This window comes from Acidovorax sp. FG48, from assembly GCF_057809085.1.
The window spans coordinates 247522-264299 of sequence record NZ_JBMDJH010000001.1 but is presented as its reverse complement, the minus strand read 5'-3'; the positions used below and the strand labels follow the sequence as shown (position 1 = coordinate 264299).

Annotated in this window: 17 protein-coding genes; 5 read left to right on the top strand and 12 right to left on the bottom strand. The window is 66.2% G+C overall.

The window, feature by feature from the left end; all coding sequences use genetic code 11:
- The first annotated feature begins 9 nt into the window (after positions 1-9).
- Both ACODSU_RS01235 and ACODSU_RS01230 read left to right on the top strand, forming a co-directional pair.
- The gene (locus ACODSU_RS01235; protein WP_488839452.1) at positions 10-804 is read left to right on the top strand and encodes a citryl-CoA lyase; all 795 of its coding nucleotides are present in this window, start codon (positions 10-12) and stop codon (positions 802-804) included.
- The gene (locus ACODSU_RS01230) at positions 801-1634 is read left to right on the top strand and encodes an SDR family NAD(P)-dependent oxidoreductase (RefSeq protein ID WP_291441779.1); all 834 of its coding nucleotides are present in this window, start codon (positions 801-803) and stop codon (positions 1632-1634) included. Before ACODSU_RS01235 ends, ACODSU_RS01230 begins: the two co-directional genes overlap by 4 nt.
- A gap of 7 nt (positions 1635-1641) precedes the next feature.
- Here ACODSU_RS01230 and ACODSU_RS01225 read toward each other — a convergent pair whose 3' ends face one another.
- The 3 genes from ACODSU_RS01225 to ACODSU_RS01215 form a co-directional block, all read right to left on the bottom strand.
- The gene (locus ACODSU_RS01225) at positions 1642-2706 is read right to left on the bottom strand and encodes a porin (protein ID WP_488839449.1); all 1065 of its coding nucleotides are present in this window, start codon (positions 2704-2706) and stop codon (positions 1642-1644) included.
- An 88-nt stretch (positions 2707-2794) separates the two neighbouring features.
- On the bottom strand, positions 2795-3793 hold the full coding sequence (locus ACODSU_RS01220) for a Bug family tripartite tricarboxylate transporter substrate binding protein (RefSeq protein ID WP_422848174.1): 999 nt from the start codon (positions 3791-3793) through the stop codon (positions 2795-2797).
- A 78-nt stretch (positions 3794-3871) separates the two neighbouring features.
- Positions 3872-4963: a 4-oxalomesaconate tautomerase gene (locus ACODSU_RS01215; RefSeq protein WP_488839447.1), complete on the bottom strand. Its 1092-nt coding sequence runs from the start codon at positions 4961-4963 to the stop codon at positions 3872-3874.
- A 189-nt stretch (positions 4964-5152) separates the two neighbouring features.
- Here ACODSU_RS01215 and ACODSU_RS01210 point away from each other — a divergent pair, with 189 nt between their 5' ends.
- Both ACODSU_RS01210 and mnmA read left to right on the top strand, forming a co-directional pair.
- The gene (locus tag ACODSU_RS01210) at positions 5153-6094 is read left to right on the top strand and encodes a LysR family transcriptional regulator (protein WP_056056686.1); all 942 of its coding nucleotides are present in this window, start codon (positions 5153-5155) and stop codon (positions 6092-6094) included.
- A complete protein-coding gene (mnmA, locus tag ACODSU_RS01205) occupies positions 6091-7260 on the top strand; it encodes a tRNA 2-thiouridine(34) synthase MnmA (protein WP_488839444.1) in 1170 nt (389 codons plus the stop codon). Before ACODSU_RS01210 ends, mnmA begins: the two co-directional genes overlap by 4 nt.
- Before the next feature lie 134 nt (positions 7261-7394).
- Here mnmA and ACODSU_RS01200 read toward each other — a convergent pair whose 3' ends face one another.
- The 4 genes from ACODSU_RS01200 to ACODSU_RS01185 all read right to left on the bottom strand — a co-directional run bounded on the left by ACODSU_RS01200 (position 7395) and on the right by ACODSU_RS01185 (position 11026).
- Positions 7395-8108 (bottom strand): Bax inhibitor-1/YccA family protein, encoded by a 714-nt coding sequence (locus ACODSU_RS01200; protein ID WP_060986412.1) that lies wholly within the window; start codon positions 8106-8108, stop codon positions 7395-7397.
- Between the two features lie 103 nt (positions 8109-8211).
- Complete coding sequence (locus ACODSU_RS01195; RefSeq protein ID WP_488839442.1) at positions 8212-8787, bottom strand: hypothetical protein; 576 nt, start codon at positions 8785-8787, stop codon at positions 8212-8214.
- A gap of 379 nt (positions 8788-9166) precedes the next feature.
- On the bottom strand, positions 9167-9721 hold the full coding sequence (gene ssb / locus ACODSU_RS01190) for a single-stranded DNA-binding protein (RefSeq protein ID WP_015016327.1): 555 nt from the start codon (positions 9719-9721) through the stop codon (positions 9167-9169).
- 126 nt (positions 9722-9847) lie between these two features.
- Complete coding sequence (locus tag ACODSU_RS01185; protein ID WP_488839947.1) at positions 9848-11026, bottom strand: MFS transporter; 1179 nt, start codon at positions 11024-11026, stop codon at positions 9848-9850.
- 217 nt (positions 11027-11243) lie between these two features.
- On the opposite strand from ACODSU_RS01185, the gene uvrA reads away from it, so the two are divergent.
- Complete coding sequence (uvrA, locus tag ACODSU_RS01180; protein WP_488839441.1) at positions 11244-14339, top strand: excinuclease ABC subunit UvrA; 3096 nt, start codon at positions 11244-11246, stop codon at positions 14337-14339.
- A 25-nt stretch (positions 14340-14364) separates the two neighbouring features.
- Here uvrA and ACODSU_RS01175 read toward each other — a convergent pair whose 3' ends face one another.
- From ACODSU_RS01175 to ACODSU_RS01155, 5 genes are all read right to left on the bottom strand, one after another.
- A complete protein-coding gene (locus ACODSU_RS01175) occupies positions 14365-14937 on the bottom strand; it encodes a DUF1439 domain-containing protein (protein ID WP_488839440.1) in 573 nt (190 codons plus the stop codon).
- A 68-nt stretch (positions 14938-15005) separates the two neighbouring features.
- Positions 15006-15257, bottom strand: a complete 252-nt coding sequence (locus ACODSU_RS01170; RefSeq protein ID WP_343733975.1) for a hypothetical protein — start codon at positions 15255-15257, stop codon at positions 15006-15008.
- Positions 15258-15423: 166 nt separating this feature from the next.
- Entirely contained in the window at positions 15424-15909 is a 486-nt protein-coding gene (locus ACODSU_RS01165; RefSeq protein ID WP_488839438.1) for a GNAT family N-acetyltransferase, read from the bottom strand.
- Between the two features lie 178 nt (positions 15910-16087).
- Positions 16088-16345: a hypothetical protein gene (locus tag ACODSU_RS01160; RefSeq protein WP_488839435.1), complete on the bottom strand. Its 258-nt coding sequence runs from the start codon at positions 16343-16345 to the stop codon at positions 16088-16090.
- A 253-nt stretch (positions 16346-16598) separates the two neighbouring features.
- Complete coding sequence (locus tag ACODSU_RS01155; protein ID WP_488839433.1) at positions 16599-16751, bottom strand: hypothetical protein; 153 nt, start codon at positions 16749-16751, stop codon at positions 16599-16601.
- Between the last annotated feature and the right edge of the window lie 27 nt (positions 16752-16778).

Below are 16778 nucleotides of genomic sequence, written 5' to 3'. Positions count from 1 at the left end.
ACCCATCTCATGACCCAAACTGCTTCCAAGACCCCCGTCACCCGCCTGTGCACCCACACCCTCACCAGCCTGCATTACCGCGATGCGAATCTGGTGGAGGACCTGATGGGAAAGAAGACCTTCACCGAGGTGATGCTGATGCAGATCCTGGGCCGCGCGCCGCGCGGTGTGGACCTGCGCATCACCGACGTGGTGCTGATCGTGCTCATGGAGCACGGCCTCACGCCCAGCGCCATCGCCACGCGGCTCATCTACATGAGCGCACCCGAGAACCTGCAGGGCGCCGTCTCGGCCGGCCTGCTGGCCGTGGGCAGCTCCTTCGTGGGCACCATGGAGAACTGCTCGGGCCTGCTCGACCGCATTGCGGCGGCCCAGGACCCTGAGGCGGAGGCGCTCGCCATTGCGCACCACTACAAGGGCCTCAAATCCCCCGTGCCCGGCTTTGGCCACCACCTGCACAAGCCCGTGGACCCGCGCGCCTACAAGCTGCTCGAAATGGGCCGCGCCGAGCCCGAGCTGCCGGGCGACAAGATCCGTGCGCTGGAGACGCTGTCCAAGGCCGTCGACGAGGTCGCAGGCCGCCCCATCACCATCAACGCCACCGGCGCGGTGGCCGCGCTGCTGGGCGAGATCGGCGTGCCCACGGCCGTGATGCGCGGCTTTGCCGTGATCTCGCGCGCGGCCGGGCTGGTCGCGCACATTGTGGAAGAGCAGCAAAGCCCCTCGGGCCGCTTCATCTGGGACACGGTGGAGCACGCCATACCCTTCGTCGGCGGCAGCGCCGGCCAGGGCACGGACGCATGAGCGCGCAGCCCGCCCATCCTCCCGCCCTGCCGCTCGATTTGTCAGGCCGCGTCGTCTTTGTGGCCGGGGGCGGTTCTGCCGGCCCGGGCTGGAGCATCGGGCGCGCCGCCTGCGTGACCTACGCGCGCCTGGGCGCCAGCGTGTGCGTGGCGGACCGGGACGCGGCCTCAGCCGAAGAGACCACGGCGCTCATCGAGGCCGAAGGCGGCACGGCCGCCACGCTGGTGGGTGACGTGGCAGATGCGGCCGACGTGCAGCGCCTGTTTGCCGAGGCGCGCGAGCGCTTTGGCGGCGCCATCGACGTGCTGCACCACAACGTGGGCATCGGCAAAACCGGCGGCCCGCTGGAGACGAGCACCGAAGACTTCGACCGCATCCATTCCGTCAACGTGAACAGCCTCCTGCTGGCCTGCCAGCAGGTGCTGCCGGGCATGGCGGAGCGCGGGCGGGGTTCCATCATCGCCATCTCGTCCATCGCGGGCATGCGCTACCTGGGCTACCCACACCTGGCCTATGGCGTGACCAAGGCGGCCGTCACGCACTTCACGCGCATGGTGGCGCAGCAGTACGCAGGCCAGGGCGTGCGCGCCAACACGGTGGTGCCGGGGCTCATCGACACGCCGCGCATTGCCACCACGGTGGCGAAGATGTTCTCGGACACCAGTCTCGACGAGGCCCGCGCCGCGCGCGCCCGCCAGGTGCCCATGGGTCGCATGGGCACGGCGTGGGACGTGGCCCATGCCTGCGCCTTCCTCGCCAGCGATGCGGCTGCTTATGTGACCGGCACCGAGCTGGTGGTGGACGGGGGCATCACCGGCAAGTTTGTTTAAGACCTGCTCAGAACGTATGCACCACACCGGCGGAGATGCCGGTGGCCGTAGCCTTGTTGGCCGCACCCTGGAAGCCGTTGCGCCAGCGCGTTTTGTCCAGCTCGGCATACACCTTGGTGCGGCGCGAGAGCTTGTATTCGGCAAACGCCACCAGGCGGCCGTAACCGTCGTCGGCCGCGCCGGTACGCGAACGGTCCACCTTGTAGTAGGCCGCTGTCAGGTCCACCCAGGGCGTGGCCGCCCAGGTGCCACCGGCGGACAACACGCGCTGCACGGTGAAGCGGCCTTCGGCTGTCTCTGCCTTGTTGCGGCCGGCGTTGGCGGCCAGGCGCACATTGCCCCACTGGTACGCGGCGCCCAGGGTGGTGCCGTCGAGTGACCGCTTGTTGGCGTCGTTGAAGCTCTGGTAGGCGCCGGACACCACAAAGCCGTCCGCAGCCCACGCCAAGCCCACACCGCGTGACGACAAGGCCGAGGCCTGCGATGCGACTTCGCCCAGGCCCCACATGGCACGTGCGGTGAAGCCGCCGAAGCGGCCCGTGTACTTCAGCGAATTGTCCAGCCGGTACGAGCCCGAATTGGCGCCTGCGCTGCCGTACTCGATGCCCAGGCCATGCTGGCTCAGCGCCGTCACGCCGATGTTGGGGTTGAAGCTGGCAAAGCGCATGGCCAGTGGGTCCACGGGCGAGATGGCGTCGGCCAGCGTGGTGGTCTGGCGGCCCAGGGCCAGGGTGCCCCAGCCGCCTTGCAGGCCCACCCACGATGCGCGGTCGAAGTATTTGGTGGCATTGGCCGGTGCGCCGGTGTCTGCGTTGAGGCCGCTCTCCAGGTTGAACAGCGCCTTGGCGCCGCCGCCCAGGTCTTCGCTGCCCCGCAGTCCCCAGCGACTGGTCGTGTGGATGCCGCTGCCCAGGCTGTGGCTGGAGCCTGCCGTGGGCGCGTTGGATGCGGTGAGGCCGCTGCCGTTGCGCAGGCCCAGGTCTACCACGCCGTACAGCGTCACGTCGGTGCCTTGTGCCATTGCGCAGTGGCCGATCAGTGCAGCGCAGGCCGCTGTCATCCTTGTTCTCATCTGTGTCTCCGCTTGTTGAAATGTGGGCACGCGTGCCGCGCAGGGGCGGTGGCGCCCGTCTGCCTCCCAGAGCCGTCTTCGCCGGGGCTCAATCGGGGGTGAGCTGGGCCTTGACCACCACGCCCTTCCACTTGGCGAGCTCCTGCTTCACCGTCAGTGCCAGTTGCTCGGGCGTGCTGGTGTCCACCACCGCGCCTTGTTCCTCGATGCGGCGCACCACGTCCTTGTCGGCCAGTGCGGTGTTCAAGGTCTTGTTGAGCAGGTCGATCACCGGGCGGGGTGTCTTGCCGGGTGCGAACAGGGCATACCACTGGGTGATCTCCACCCCCTTGATGCCGGCCTCCTCCAGCGTGGGCACATCGGGCAGCAGCGACGAGCGCTTGGGCCCGGCCAGCGCCAGGGCACGCAGCTTGCCGCCCTTCACGTGCGGGTAGGCGGAGAACAGGCTGGGAAACATCACCTGCGTCTGCCCGGCCATGGTGTCGTTCATCGCGGGCGCCGCACCCCGGTAGGGCACATGGGCCATCTGGGCGCCGCTTTCCAGTTTGAAGATCTCGGCTGAGAAATGTGGGGCCGTGCCGTTGCCGGCCGATGCGTAGTTGAAGTCATGGGGCTTGGCCTTGGTCAGCGCCACCAGCTCGCTCACGGTCTTGGCGGGCACCTTGGGGTTCACCACCATCAGCGTGGGCGAGTAGCTCACCATGCCGATGGGCTCGAACTGCGTGATGGGGTCGTAGCGCAGCTTCTGCAGCGCGGGGCTCATGCCGTGGGTGCCGATGTAGCCGAACAAGATGGTGTGCCCATCGGGTGCCGCACGGGCCACGTATTCGGCCGCAATCGCGCCATTGGCCCCGGCCTTGTTCTCCACGATGACCTGCTGGCCCAGCAGGGTGGAGAGCTTGATGGCCACCACGCGTGCCATGCCGTCGTTGCCACCCCCGGCCGCGGTAGGCACGACGAGCGTGATGGGCTTGTCGGGGTAGGCCGCGTGGGCGGCACCGGCGGCCCAGAAGGCGCTGGACGCGAGCGCCAGCGCAGCCGTGGCCAGCGCCGTGCGGCGCGTGGTGGAGTGAATGGAACGGGTCATGGTTTGTCTCCTGTCGTAATGGTTGGAATCGTTGAAGTAGTGAGAAGGGCGCAGCGCAAGCGGCGCCCTGAAGAGCGCTCAGTGCGCGGGGGCGCTTTCAGGAACGAACAGCGTGCCTTCCAGAATCTTTCGGGCGGTGCGTACCAGCGCGGCCTGCACCAGCTTGAACTGGCCGTCCATCTCGCTGAGCTCCACCTCCACCTGGATGCGGCCTGCCGGGTGTTGCACCTCCACGCGGCGCAGTCCGGCGCTGGGCGCATGCCGTTCGTCGGTGGCCACCGTGCCCGGCAGTACCGAGGCCGCCGCCACGCCAATCGCGCCCGTCACCGCATGCGAGCGGTGGCACTGGTGGGGGGTGAAGTAGCGCGACACCACACTGCCCGGCGATGTGCCCGGCGAAACGATCACCGGCTTGGGCAGCACGCTGTGGGTCACGTCGCCCATGCCCATGCGCTGACCAGCTTCGAGGCGCACGGCCTCCAGGCGGGCGAGCAAAGCGGTGTTGGCGTCCAGCTCGGCGGGTGTTTCATTGCCCCGCAGGCCCAAGTCGGCGGCGCGCACCAGCACCATCACCTGCGCGGCGTCGATGCAGGTGACCTGCAGACCCTGGATGGTGTCGATGCGCTGGCCGGTGGGAAAGATCTGCCCGGTGACCGCGCCCCAGGCGTCCAGGAAGTTCATCAGCACCGGTGCGGCCGTGCCCTGCACGCCGTCAATGCGCACATCGCCGTCGTAGTGCACCTGGCCTCCCGCTGTGCACACCTGCACATCAATGCGGGAGCGGGTGTTCACGTTGTAGACGCGCACGGTGGTGGTCTGGCCTTCGGGGTCTGCAGGGACCAGCCCCTGCTCGATGGCGAAGGGCCCCACACCGGCCAGCATGTTGCCGCAGTTGGGACGGGTGTCCACCCGGGCCTCCTGCACGCTGACCTGGGCAAACAGGTAGTCCACATCGCAGTCGGGCTGCGTGGAGCGCGAGACGATGGCGACCTTGCTGGTCAGCGAGTTGCCGCCGCCCAGGCCGTCGATCTGCAGCTCGTGCGGCGAGCCCAGGGCCGCTATCAGCGTGCGGTCGCGGGCCTCAGGGTCGCGCGGCAGCCAGTCGGCCAGGAAGAACGGCCCCCGGGAAGTGCCGCCACGCATCAGAACGCAAGGAATGTTGGTGCTCATGGGTCGGCATGGTGCTGCGCCATCGCTGATCTGTGAATTGCATTGTTGGCAACGATTGATGCATGCTGTGCAATAGGCTGTAGCGGCTTGTACATGCTCCAATCACGGCCGTGAATTGCAATGTTCTGATCGTTTGATGCACGGCTTGCAACGCTGAAAACACCCCGAAGCGCACTGGAAGGACGCCCGATGAACAACAAATTCGACCTTGCTGACATCCAGGCCTTTGCGGCCGTGGCCGAGCTGCAGAGCTTTCGTGCGGCCGCCGAAGCCATCCACCTTTCGCAGCCCGCATTCAGCCGCCGCATCGACAAGCTCGAAGAAGCCTTGGGTGTGCGCCTGCTCGACCGCACCACGCGACGCGTCACGCTCACGGCCGTGGGGCGCGACTTTGCGCGCAAGACGCGCGTGTGGCTGGACGACCTGGACGGCATGCTCATGGGCCTAGGCGATGTGGCCGCGCGGCGCATGGGCGAGGTGACGATTGCCTGCGTGCCCTCGGCCGTGTATTACTTTCTGCCGCAGGTGGTCAAGCGCTACCACGAGCGGTTTCCGAAGATCCGCGTGAAGGTGCACGACGCCAGCGCCAACGAGGTGCTGGTGGCCGTGGCGCAGGGCGATGCGGACTTTGGCCTGAACTTCATTGGCAGCCAGGAGGCCGAGATCGAGTTCAAGCCCGTGCTGGCCGAGCGCTTTGTGGCCGCCTGCCGCCGCGACCATGTGCTGGCGCGGCGCAAGAAGGTGAGCTGGGCCGAGCTGGGCCAGCACGACTTCATGTCGGTGGGCAAGACCTCGGGCAACCGTCTGCTGATGGACCTGGCGCTGGCCAACGTGCCCGACCGGCCCCAGTGCCTGTACGAGGCCAAGCATGTGACCACGCTGCTGGGCCTGGTGGAGGCAGGCCTGGGCGTGGCAGCCGTGCCCAGCCTGGCCATGCCGGGCAAGGATCACCCCACCCTGGTCAGCATTCCGCTGGTGGAGCCCATCGTCACGCGGCAGATGGGGCTGATCAAGCGCCGAGGCAAAACCCTGTCGCCTGCCGCGCAGCAGCTGTATGACCTGCTGGTGGCTACGCGTTCTGCGCGCCCGCGCAGTGCCCCGGCGGCATCAAAAATACAATCGGGGCAATGACTTCCCCTATCAAACAGCGCGTTGTCGTCGGCCTTTCCGGCGGCGTGGACTCTGCCGTGACCGCCTACCTGCTCAAAAAGCAGGGCCATGAGGTGGTCGGCATCTTCATGAAAAACTGGGAAGACGATGACGACAGCGAGTACTGCTCGTCCAACATCGACTTTGTGGACGCAGCCGCTGTGGCCGATGTGATCGGCATCGAGATCGAGCACGTCAACTTCGCGGCCGACTACAAGGACCGCGTATTCGCCGAATTCCTGCGCGAGTACCAGGCAGGCCGCACGCCCAACCCCGACGTGCTGTGCAATGCCGAGATCAAGTTCAAGGCCTTCCTGGACCACGCCATGCGCTTGGGGGCCGAGAAGATCGCCACGGGGCACTATGCCCGCGTGCGCCACAACCCGGCCACGGGCCTGCACGAGCTGCTCAAGGGGCTGGACCCGAGCAAGGACCAGAGCTACTTTCTGCACCGCCTGAACCAGGCGCAGCTGTCCAAGACATTGTTCCCCGTGGGTGAGCTGCACAAGACCGAAGTGCGCCGCATCGCCGAGGAGATCGGCCTGCCGAACGCCAAGAAGAAGGATTCCACCGGCATCTGCTTCATCGGTGAGCGGCCGTTCCGCGAGTTTCTGAACCGCTACATCAGCCATGCGCCCGGCCCCATCCTGGACGACCGAGGGCGCAAGCTGGGCCAGCATGTGGGCCTGAGCTTCTACACCCTGGGCCAACGCCAGGGCCTGGGTATCGGCGGTGTGAAGGAAAAAGGCGCGCAGCGCGGTGGCGGCGCGCACGAGCCCTGGTTCGTGGCCCGCAAGGACCTGGAGAAGAACACGCTGCGCGTGGTGCAGGGGCATGACCACCCCTGGCTGCTATCGCACCGCCTGGTGGCGCAGGACGTGAGCTGGTGTGCCGGCCAGGCCCCGGCGCCCGGCGCCTATGCCGCCAAGACGCGCTACCGCCAGCAGGACGCCGCGTGTGTGCTGGAGGCTGTGCCCGACGGCTTTGCGCTGCAGTTCCCGGACGCCCAGTGGGCCGTGACGCCGGGGCAGAGCGCGGTGCTGTACGACGGCGATGTCTGCCTGGGCGGTGGCGTGATTGCGGCCGTGGAAGGGCTGCCGCAGCCCACCGGCAATGCGCCTGCTGTGCAGCCGGCCATGGCCCGTTGATACTTCAAAATTGATATCTGTTAGGGCAATAAAGACTAGCGCTTGCGCCTGATTTCTCTCGAAATCCATTCTCCAAAAGCAAAAAAGCCGGGGCGGTGACCGCTCCGGCTTTTTGTTGGCTGTGCCGCGGCGTTTCAGTCGTCGTTCATGGCGAGGCTGATCAGGATGCGCAGCACGTACCAGAGCATGAGCGCGATCGATGCGAACAGGTGCAGCGCTGCACCGGCGGGGCGGTCTGCAGGGTAGTCATGGATGATGCGCGAGGTGTCGTACAGCACGCACGCGCCCGCAAACAGCACCATGAGCCCGGAGAACCAGATGCCCAGCTTGAAGCCGAAGATGGCGCCCGCAACGATGGTGCCCAGTGCCACCAGGCCCGCCACCTTCAGGATGCCGCCCAGGAACGAAAAATCGGTCTTGCTGCTGAATGCCGTCCAGGTGAGCGCCGCCACCAGCAGCAGCGTGATGAAGGCGGCAGCGCCAATGGCGCCGGGTACCAGCAGCTGCGCAATGCCGAACATCGGGGCAAAGATGAGCCCTTCTGCCAGCACATAGAGGCCCAGGCCCATCAACTGCGTCTGGGGGTTGTCGGAGTTGTCGGCCAGGTGCGATGCCAGCCAGCCCACGAGCATGAAGGCGCCCATGACCCCCAGCCACAAGAATTTGCTGCCGCTGGCCATGAGCATCTTGGCGGCGGTGGTGGACAGTCCGCTCACCATCAGCACTGCCGACAGCACGACAAAGGCCAGAATGGCTACGCCCAGGTGCTTGTAGGTGGAGACGATGAAATCGCGCCGCTCCATCGGAGCGCCTGCGGGGGTTTGGGGTGACAGTGCGTTGGGGTTCATGGTGTGGTCCTCCGTAGTGAGCGCAGGTCTGCGCAAACGATGGGAGGAGCGCGCTCCGGGCGCTGCCCCTCCCTCCCTCTCTCTTATTTATGAGGTATGGCCGTCAGGCTGCGGCCAGTTGCTGTGCGTTATCGGCGGCGCGCAGCTTGCGGTTGGACCACACGCCTGCAGCCCCTACCAGGGTCAGCAGGATGGCGAAGATCCAGGTGCCTGCGCCGCTGAAGGATTGCGCGGAGGAGGTGGCTTCGGCCTGCAGGCGCTGCTTGGTGGTGTCGTAGCTGATGACGGTCGCACCGGCAGCCGAGACTTCATAGACCAGGTCATGGTCGCTGCCGTCCACCAAAGCGGTCACTTTTTCATCGATCAGGTTGCCCACCAGCTGCTGTGGTGTGCTGTAGTCAATGCGCAGCTTGCGTACCTCGGCGCCTGCGGTGTCGGGTTGGACCGTGATTTCGTAGTATTTCTTGGTCGCGCGGCGCTTGCGCTTGACGGTGACTTCAGAGGCCTGCGTCACGGTGCCGGACACGGTTTGCAGGCTTTCGCGTGCCACATAGGCGTGGCCGTCTTCCGCCTTCCAGCCGCTGTACACCGACAGTGCGATCAGCCCTGGGCCAGCCAGTAGCAGCAGCCACGCATAGCCAGTGACAAATATCAAAATCTTGCGCACGAACCCAGGCATCACGACCCTCTCTCTCTTTGGAATATTGGTTTTTGGTAATTGCTGGCCGCCGGGCTTTGCACCTCTTTGGCGCGCCAGGCAGCGATGATCTTTGATATTTCCGTATCGGATGTAAGGAATTGTTGGTGTGTGGCGCCTGCGCCGAACTGGACAAAACTGAGAAGCGGCGCGCACCAGCGCCGTTGTAAAAGTCATCACCTCCAGGCGCTGGTTAGCCTTGGCAAGTCGGGCTGACTCCAGCACCTCTTGTTGCGAGTTGCTACGTTTTGACGCCCACAGGCGACGGTTTCTAGGGGGTTACCGGTGCGTGGCGCACAGGCAAAAAAAAGCCCGCACCTTGCGGATGCGGGCTTTGGATTGAATCCGGTGCCGGAGGCTGTCAGAACGGGATGTCGTCGTCCATGTCGTCGAAGCCGGAGGCCGCGCGCGGTGCCTGTGCCACAGGGGCGGGCGCCGGGCGCTGTGCGGGGGCGGCCATGGGGCGCGGCGCGGGTGCAGCACGGCGCGGGGCCTGGTCGTAGCCGCCCTGGTCGCCACCGTAACCGTCGTCGTATCCGCCACCTTGTTGTCCGCCGCCCTGGCCGCCACCGCCCATGCCCTGGCGGCTGCCCAGCATCTGCATCTGGTCGGCGCGGATTTCGGTGCTGTACTTTTCGACGCCGCTCTGGTCGGTCCACTTGCGGGTGCGCAGGCTGCCTTCCACATAAACCTGCGAGCCCTTGCGCAGGTACTGGCCGGCGATTTCTGCCAAGCGGCCGTTGAAGACCACGCGGTGCCACTCGGTGGCTTCCTTCATTTCGCCGGTCTGCTTGTCTTTCCACTTGTCGGTGGTGGCAATCGTCACGTTGGCCACCTGGTCGCCACTGGGGAAGGTGCGCATTTCTGGGTCGCGGCCCAGGTTGCCGACGATGATGACTTTGTTTACGGATGCCATGGTGCTGTCTATGCCTTTAAGGGAGGAAAGCGCCGGATTTGGAGAGAGATTCCAGACGCCAAACGCGTCATTGTGCCGCAACCCCGGGGGCAATGGCAGCCCGTGCGGGACGGCATGGTCTGCCGTTCAGTGCCCGCCGCGCCCCACGGGCCGCAGCGGCCAGGTCAGCACCAGCCACAGGGCAGTGAGCGCGGTGGTCACAGCAAACAGGCCCGGAGCGCCCGCCCACTTGACCAGCGCACCACCCAACGCACCGCCCGCAAACAGGCCCAGCGACTGCAGGGTGTTGTAACTGCCCAGCGCGGCGCCGCGCAGGTGGGCGGGCGCCATGCGCGATACCAGGCTGGGCTGGCTGGCCTCCAGCGCATTGAATCCGCAGAAAAAAACGAACAGCAGCGGCCCCAGCACCCACAGCGTGGCCGGCATGCCGCTGGCTGCCAACAGGCCCAGCCCGGCCTGTACCACCAGCACCAGGGCGATGGCACCGAGCAGGGCAGCGCGCAGGCGGCCCGCGCGCTCCAGCGCAAACAGCCCCCCCATGGCCGCAAATGACAGCACCACGGCGGGCAGGTACACCTGCCAGTGGTGGTCTTTGGTGAGTCCCGCCTGCACCAGCATGGCCGGCACAGCCACCCACATGGACAACTGCACGGTGTGCAGCACAAACACGCCCAGGTTCAGGCGCAGCAGATCGGGGTGGCCCCACACATCGGCCAGGCGGCCCCGGGGGGCGTTTTGGTGCTGCAGCGGCTCGGGCGGCACCCACCACACCACCACCGCCACACCGGCCAGGGCCAGCGCACAGGTCAGGCCAAACAGGCCCGACAGGCCATTATGGGCGGCCAACACCGGGGCAGCCACCAACGCCACAGCAAACATCAGCCCGATGCTGCCGCCCACCAGCGCCATGGCCTTGGTGCGCACGCTGTCGCGGGTCTGGTCGGCCAGCAGCGCTGTCACAGCAGCCGAGACAGCGCCGGCGCCTTGCAGCGCCCGGCCCACCAGCAGCCCGGTCAAAGAGTCTGCCAGCGCGGCCAGCAAGCTGCCGCCCGCAAAAACGAGCAGACCAAGCACGATCACCCGCTTGCGCCCGAAGCGGTCAGACGCGATGCCCAGCGGCAGCTGCAGGACCGCCTGCGTCAGGCCATAGATGCCCATGGCCAGCCCCACCAGCGCTGGGTCGTCCCCGCCGGGGTACTTGCGCGCCTCCAGGGCAAACACGGGCAGCACCAGGAACAGGCCCAGCATGCGCAGCGCAAAGATCAGCGCCAGGCTGACGCTGGAGCGGCGCTCCAGCGGGGTCATCTGGCTACTGGGGGTGGGTTGCCGGGAGGCGGCGGTGGCTGACAGGGAAGAAGAATCCGGCACGGTGGTGCGCTAAGGCCCGAAGAAGCAAAACCGGGATTTTCGCCGATTGGCTGGTTGGCTGCTCGGAGGCCTTCAAAGCGTGGCCAGCAGGGACGGTGCGCCACCGTGGTGGGTAATGCAGGAGGGCTGCGCGAGAAAGCTTGGGTGTCCTATCATGGTGGGTTTTCCTGCACCGAGCCCGCCCGTGACCCTTCCCCATGTTACCGACGACCGATCCGCCGATGGTGTGTACCTCGCCCGCGCCCTGCGCGAGCAGCGCATCAGTATCCGGGGGGCGCGCACGCACAACCTCAAGAACATCGACCTGGACATCCCGCGCAACCAGCTGGTGGTGATCACGGGGTTGTCGGGCTCGGGCAAGTCCAGTCTGGCGTTCGACACGCTGTACGCCGAGGGGCAGCGGCGGTATGTCGAGAGCCTGTCGGCCTACGCGCGGCAGTTCCTCGGGCGGCTGGACAAACCGGACGTGGACCTGATCGAAGGTCTGTCGCCAGCGATTTCCATCGAGCAGAAGGCGACCAGCCACAACCCCCGTTCCACCGTGGGCACGGTGACCGAGATCCACGACTACCTGCGTCTGCTGTACGCCCGCGCGGGCACGCCGTTCTGCCCCGACCACGGCCTGCCGCTGGCCGCGCAGACCGTGAGCCAGATGGTGGACGCCGTGCTGGCCCTGCCCGAGGACACCAAGCTGATGATCCTCGCGCCCGTGGCGCGTGAGAAGAAGGGCGAGTTCACCGAGCTGTTTGCGCAGATGCAGGCGCTGGGCTACATCCGCTTTCGCGTGGACGGGCAGATCTACGAACACGAGAGCCTGCCCGCACTCAAGAAGACCGAGAAGCACGACATCGACGTGGTGATCGACCGCGTGAAGGTGCGGGCCGACCTGCAGCAGCGCCTGGCCGAGAGCATTGAAGCCGCCCTGCGGGTAGGCGGCCACGACGGTAACGGCCGCGTGCTGGCGCTGGAGATGGACACGGGGCAGGAGCACCTGTTCAGCAGCAAGTTCGCTTGTCCGGTGTGCAGCTATTCGCTGGCCGAGCTGGAGCCGCGCCTGTTCTCGTTCAACTCGCCCATGGGTGCGTGCCCGGCGTGCGATGGCATTGGCCAGCGCGAGGTGTTCGACCCCGTGCGTGTGGTGGCCTTCCCGTCGCTCAGCTTGGCCAGTGGAGCCATTAAGGGGTGGGACCGGCGCAATGGCTACTACTTTGCGATGCTGGAAAGCCTGGCCAAGCACTACGCGTTTGACATTGAAGCGCCGTTTGAATCGCTGCCTGCGCCGGTGCAGCACGCCATCCTGCATGGCTCGGGCGAGGAAGAGATTGCCTTCAGCTACATCCTCGACAGTGGTGCGCAAAAGGGCAAAACCGTCACCAAGAAGCACCCCTTCGAAGGCATCATCCCCAACATGGCCCGCCGTTACCGCGAGACCGATTCGGTGGTGGTGCGCGAGGACCTGGCGCGCTTTCGCAGCACCCAGCCCTGCCCCGAATGCCACGGCGTGCGCCTGCGCCGCGAGGCCCGCCATGTGAAGGTGGGCGAAGGCGAGCAAGCCCGCGCCATTTACGAAGTGAGCCACGCCACGCTGAGCGATGCGCACGCGTGGTTCCACGCGCTGAAGCTCACCGGCGCCAAGGCCGAGATTGCCGACAAGGTGGTGCGCGAGATCGCCACGCGCCTGCAGTTCCTGAACGACGTGGGCCTGAGCTACCTGAGCCTGGATCGCAGCGCCGAAACGCTCTCGGGCGGCGAGGCGCAGCGCATTCGCCTCGCCTCGCAAATCGGCTCGGGCCTGACGGGCGTGATGTATGTGCTGGACGAGCCCAGCATTGGTCTGCACCAGCGCGACAACGACCGGCTGATTGCCACGCTGCAGCACCTGCGCGACATTGGCAACAGCGTGATCGTGGTGGAGCACGACGAAGACATGATGCGCGCCGCCGACCATGTGATCGACATGGGCCCCGGCGCGGGTGTGCACGGCGGGCGGGTGATGGCGCAAGGCACGTACGACGAAGTGCGCGCCAATCCTCAGTCGCTCACCGGCCAATACCTGTCTGGGACGCGCACGATTGTCGTGCCTAAGCGCCGCACACCCTGGCTGCCGGTGCTGGACCAGCCTGCGCCGGTTGTCGAGACCAAAGCCAAATCACGCTTTCCGCAGACGGAGGCCAGCAAACGCCGCGCCGAACGCATGGCCGAGCACCATGCACGCCAGGGCGCCGTGCAGGCGCTGCGCTTGGTGGGTGCCACAGGCAACAATTTGAAGGGCGTGACGGTGGATTTCCCCGTGGGCCTGCTCACCTGCGTCACGGGCGTGTCGGGCTCGGGCAAGAGCACGCTGGTCAACGACACGCTGTATGCCGCCGTGGCGCGGCAGGTGCACCGCGCGCACGAAGAGCCGGCCGAGCACGAAGAGATCGTGGGCATCGAGTACTTCGACAAGGTCATCAACGTAGACCAGAGCCCCATTGGCCGTACCCCACGCAGCAACCCCGCTACCTACACCGGCCTGTTCACGCCCATCCGCGAACTGATGGCCGAGACCAACACGGCCAAAGAACGCGGCTACGGCCCGGGGCGCTTCAGTTTCAACGTGTCGCAGTCTTCGGGCGGTGGCCGTTGCGAAGCCTGCCAGGGCGACGGCGTGGTGAAGGTGGAGATGCACTTCTTGCCCGATGTGTACGTGCCGTGCGACATCTGCCACGGCCAGCGCTACAACCGCGAAACGCTGGAAGTCCAGTGGAAGGGCAAGAACATCGCGCAGATTCTGGAGCTGACGGTGGAAGACGCAGCGGCGTACTTCAAGGATGTGCCCACCATCGCCCGCAAGCTGCAGACCTTGCTGGATGTGGGCCTGAGCTACATCCGCCTGGGCCAGGCCGCCACCACCCTCTCGGGCGGCGAGGCGCAGCGGGTGAAGCTGGCGCAGGAGCTGAGCAAGCGCGACACCGGCCGCACGCTCTACATCCTGGACGAGCCCACCACCGGCCTGCACTTTGCCGACATTGATTTGCTGCTGAAGGTGTTGCACCAGCTGCGCGATGCGGGCAACACCATTGTCATCATCGAGCACAACCTCGACGTGATCAAAACCGCCGACTGGCTCATCGACATGGGGCCCGAGGGCGGCGCGGGCGGTGGCACCGTGGTGGGTGTGGGTACCCCAGAAGAGCTGGCTGCCAACCCTGCCAGCCATACAGGGCGGTATCTGGCTCCGTATCTGAACAAACCCAAATCGCCCGCCTGAGCGCGCGGGCTCACAGGGCAGGCCCTCAGGGAGCCTTGCTCACAAACGCCACGGTCAGCCCCTTGTCCGTCACGGTGATGGGCCCAGGCTGCAGGCCCAAGCCGTCGAACACCGCCGTGTCTTGCGGGCGCAGCTGATGCAGCGTGACCTCGCGCAGCGACTGCTCGGCCAGCTGTGGGCCGTAGGCATTGAGCAGCTCGTTCACCGCCGGGCGCAGGCCCGGAAACTCCATGCGGCCCAGCTGGATCTGGTGCGCGCGCAGCGTGCGGTCGCTGGCCTCGTAGCGCAGCGCAAACTCCATATCCAGGCTGCCGGGGTAACTGCGGCGCAACGCTGGGCCAGCCACGTCGAGCGCCATGGCGGCGCCCAGGCGGTTCACCTCGGGCAGCAGGCGCAAGTGCGGCGTCTGCACGGTCAGGTTGAACAGGCCTTGCACCGGCACGCTGCGGGGAAATTTTGGGGCCACCATGGACTGCAGCTGCGCCAGGGGCACGGTGTAGCTGGGCTGGGCCTGTGCGCCCCGCGCCGCCAGCAGTGCCGTGCCGCCCAGGGCGATGCTACGGGTGGCGGCGGTCAAAAATCGTCGGCGATGCAGCATGGGCGTTCTCCGGCAAAAAACCGGTGTGACTTCGAGGCCGCGAAAAGGTGCCCCGGCTCAGGTTGCGCTCAGCGCCCCACCACCGACCAGCCCGCCCGCTGGTTGTTCTTGTCGTTCTCGTACTCCCACGCGGTGCCACAGCGGTCGCACACGTAGCGGGTGATGGTGACGGTGCCGTCGTCACGGTCTTCCTTGCGGTTGCCGCGCTGCACCAGCTCGGCGTGGCCGGGCGCCTTGCGCCAGTTGCGCTGGATGCCCTGGCAGGGCTCGCACAGGGCCATGGGTTTGAGTTCGTTCTGTCGTGCCAAGTCTTTGGTCATGGGGTAGCAGCCATCGCGGGCTGGGGTGTGGGTTTGTCTGCTGCGGGGCGGCTACTGTAAGGCACCGGCGACGAAAAGACACTGAGCGGGATCGGCACTGCAACCCCAATGAACCTCCAGGGCTTGTGGATTGATCGCAGTCAGCTATCAAATCAGGAGTGAAAAGTCAGCCGGCCACCAACGTCTTGGCCATGCGCGCGTTGTGCAGCTCCACGCCGGCACGTTCCACCTGCTGGCGCAGCTCCACCACAAACCCCTGAGCGGAAAAAAATGGCTCGGCAGTCAGGCTCACGTACGCGTGCAGACGGGGGGTGTTGCGCTGCTGGGCCTGCGCGTGGATGTGTGTCATCAGCGCCCGGGCCACGCCCTGGCCGGAAAACGCTGGAGCCACGAAGAACATGTCGATGCAACCGTCGGCCTGCAGATCGGCAAACCCCGCAATGGGGCCATCGCCCTGCGCTTGTGCGACGAAGGGTTGGTTGGCTCGCATGCGCTCTGCCCAGGTTGCGGCCTCATAGCGCTGTGGCGCCCAGGCATCGAGTTGCTCGGCTGTGTAGTGCTTGCACGCCAGACCATGCACCGAGGCATGGAAAACGGCGCGCAGCGCGGGCTCGTCACCAGGGCGAAAGTTGCGGATGTGGACAGAGAGCATGGGTGGGTCGCTCACAGAGAACAGGGCGCGCGATTGTGCCGCAAGGCCATTGCGCAGCAGCTTGCTCTGGTCTGCATCCCCGCGCTTCAGGCTACGGACGATCGCGCAGAAACACCAACGCCCGGCACCGCGAAAGGCGATGCCGGGCGTTGGCGAGACCGGGGCGGGAACCGCGCGCTTACTTGTCGAGTTCGGCGGTGAGCATGTCCCAGCTGGGGTACGAGCTTTCGTCCAGCGTGATGGCACCTTTGCCCGCGACAAACTTGAAAGCCGTGGTGCCGGTGCGGGCGAATTCCAGGGTCTTGAGTTTGCACACCGCCGCCTTGGAGGGGGCATCGTTGCAGTAGCGCGGAGCGTTGTCCACGATGGTGCCGGCTGCATAGCGCACCTGGCGCAGGTGGTCCACGGTCTGGAAGCTTTCCTGCTTCACTTCCATCTTCACATTGCAGCCGCAAGATTGCTTGAGGGTGCTGGCGGCAGACTGCAGGGCAGGCGTTACCTCTGCCGCAAAAAAATGTCGCGTTCGGCCTTGCCGGCATGGGCCAGCGAGGCCACGGCGAGGCTCAGGGATGCAATCACCAGCGTGTGTTTTTTCATAGTGTTCTTTCAATGGGCGGTTTGGAGAACCTGTTCTCGCAACGGCGGCCACCAGCCCCTCCCTGGCCGGTACCCGCGCTCGACCTGATGGGTCAAGCGCTGCGGATTGTGCCGCGCAGAGGCGCTGCATTCGTCGCGTTGCGCCTTACAAAACGTGCATTTTTGTAAGCGTTCATGTCACGCTCTTTGTCCATTTTTTGGCGCTGTGCCGCCCCAAAGCGCGTCAGGGCGACGACGGCGCGCATCGTCCGCTTATTGGCTCCGGCGCCGCC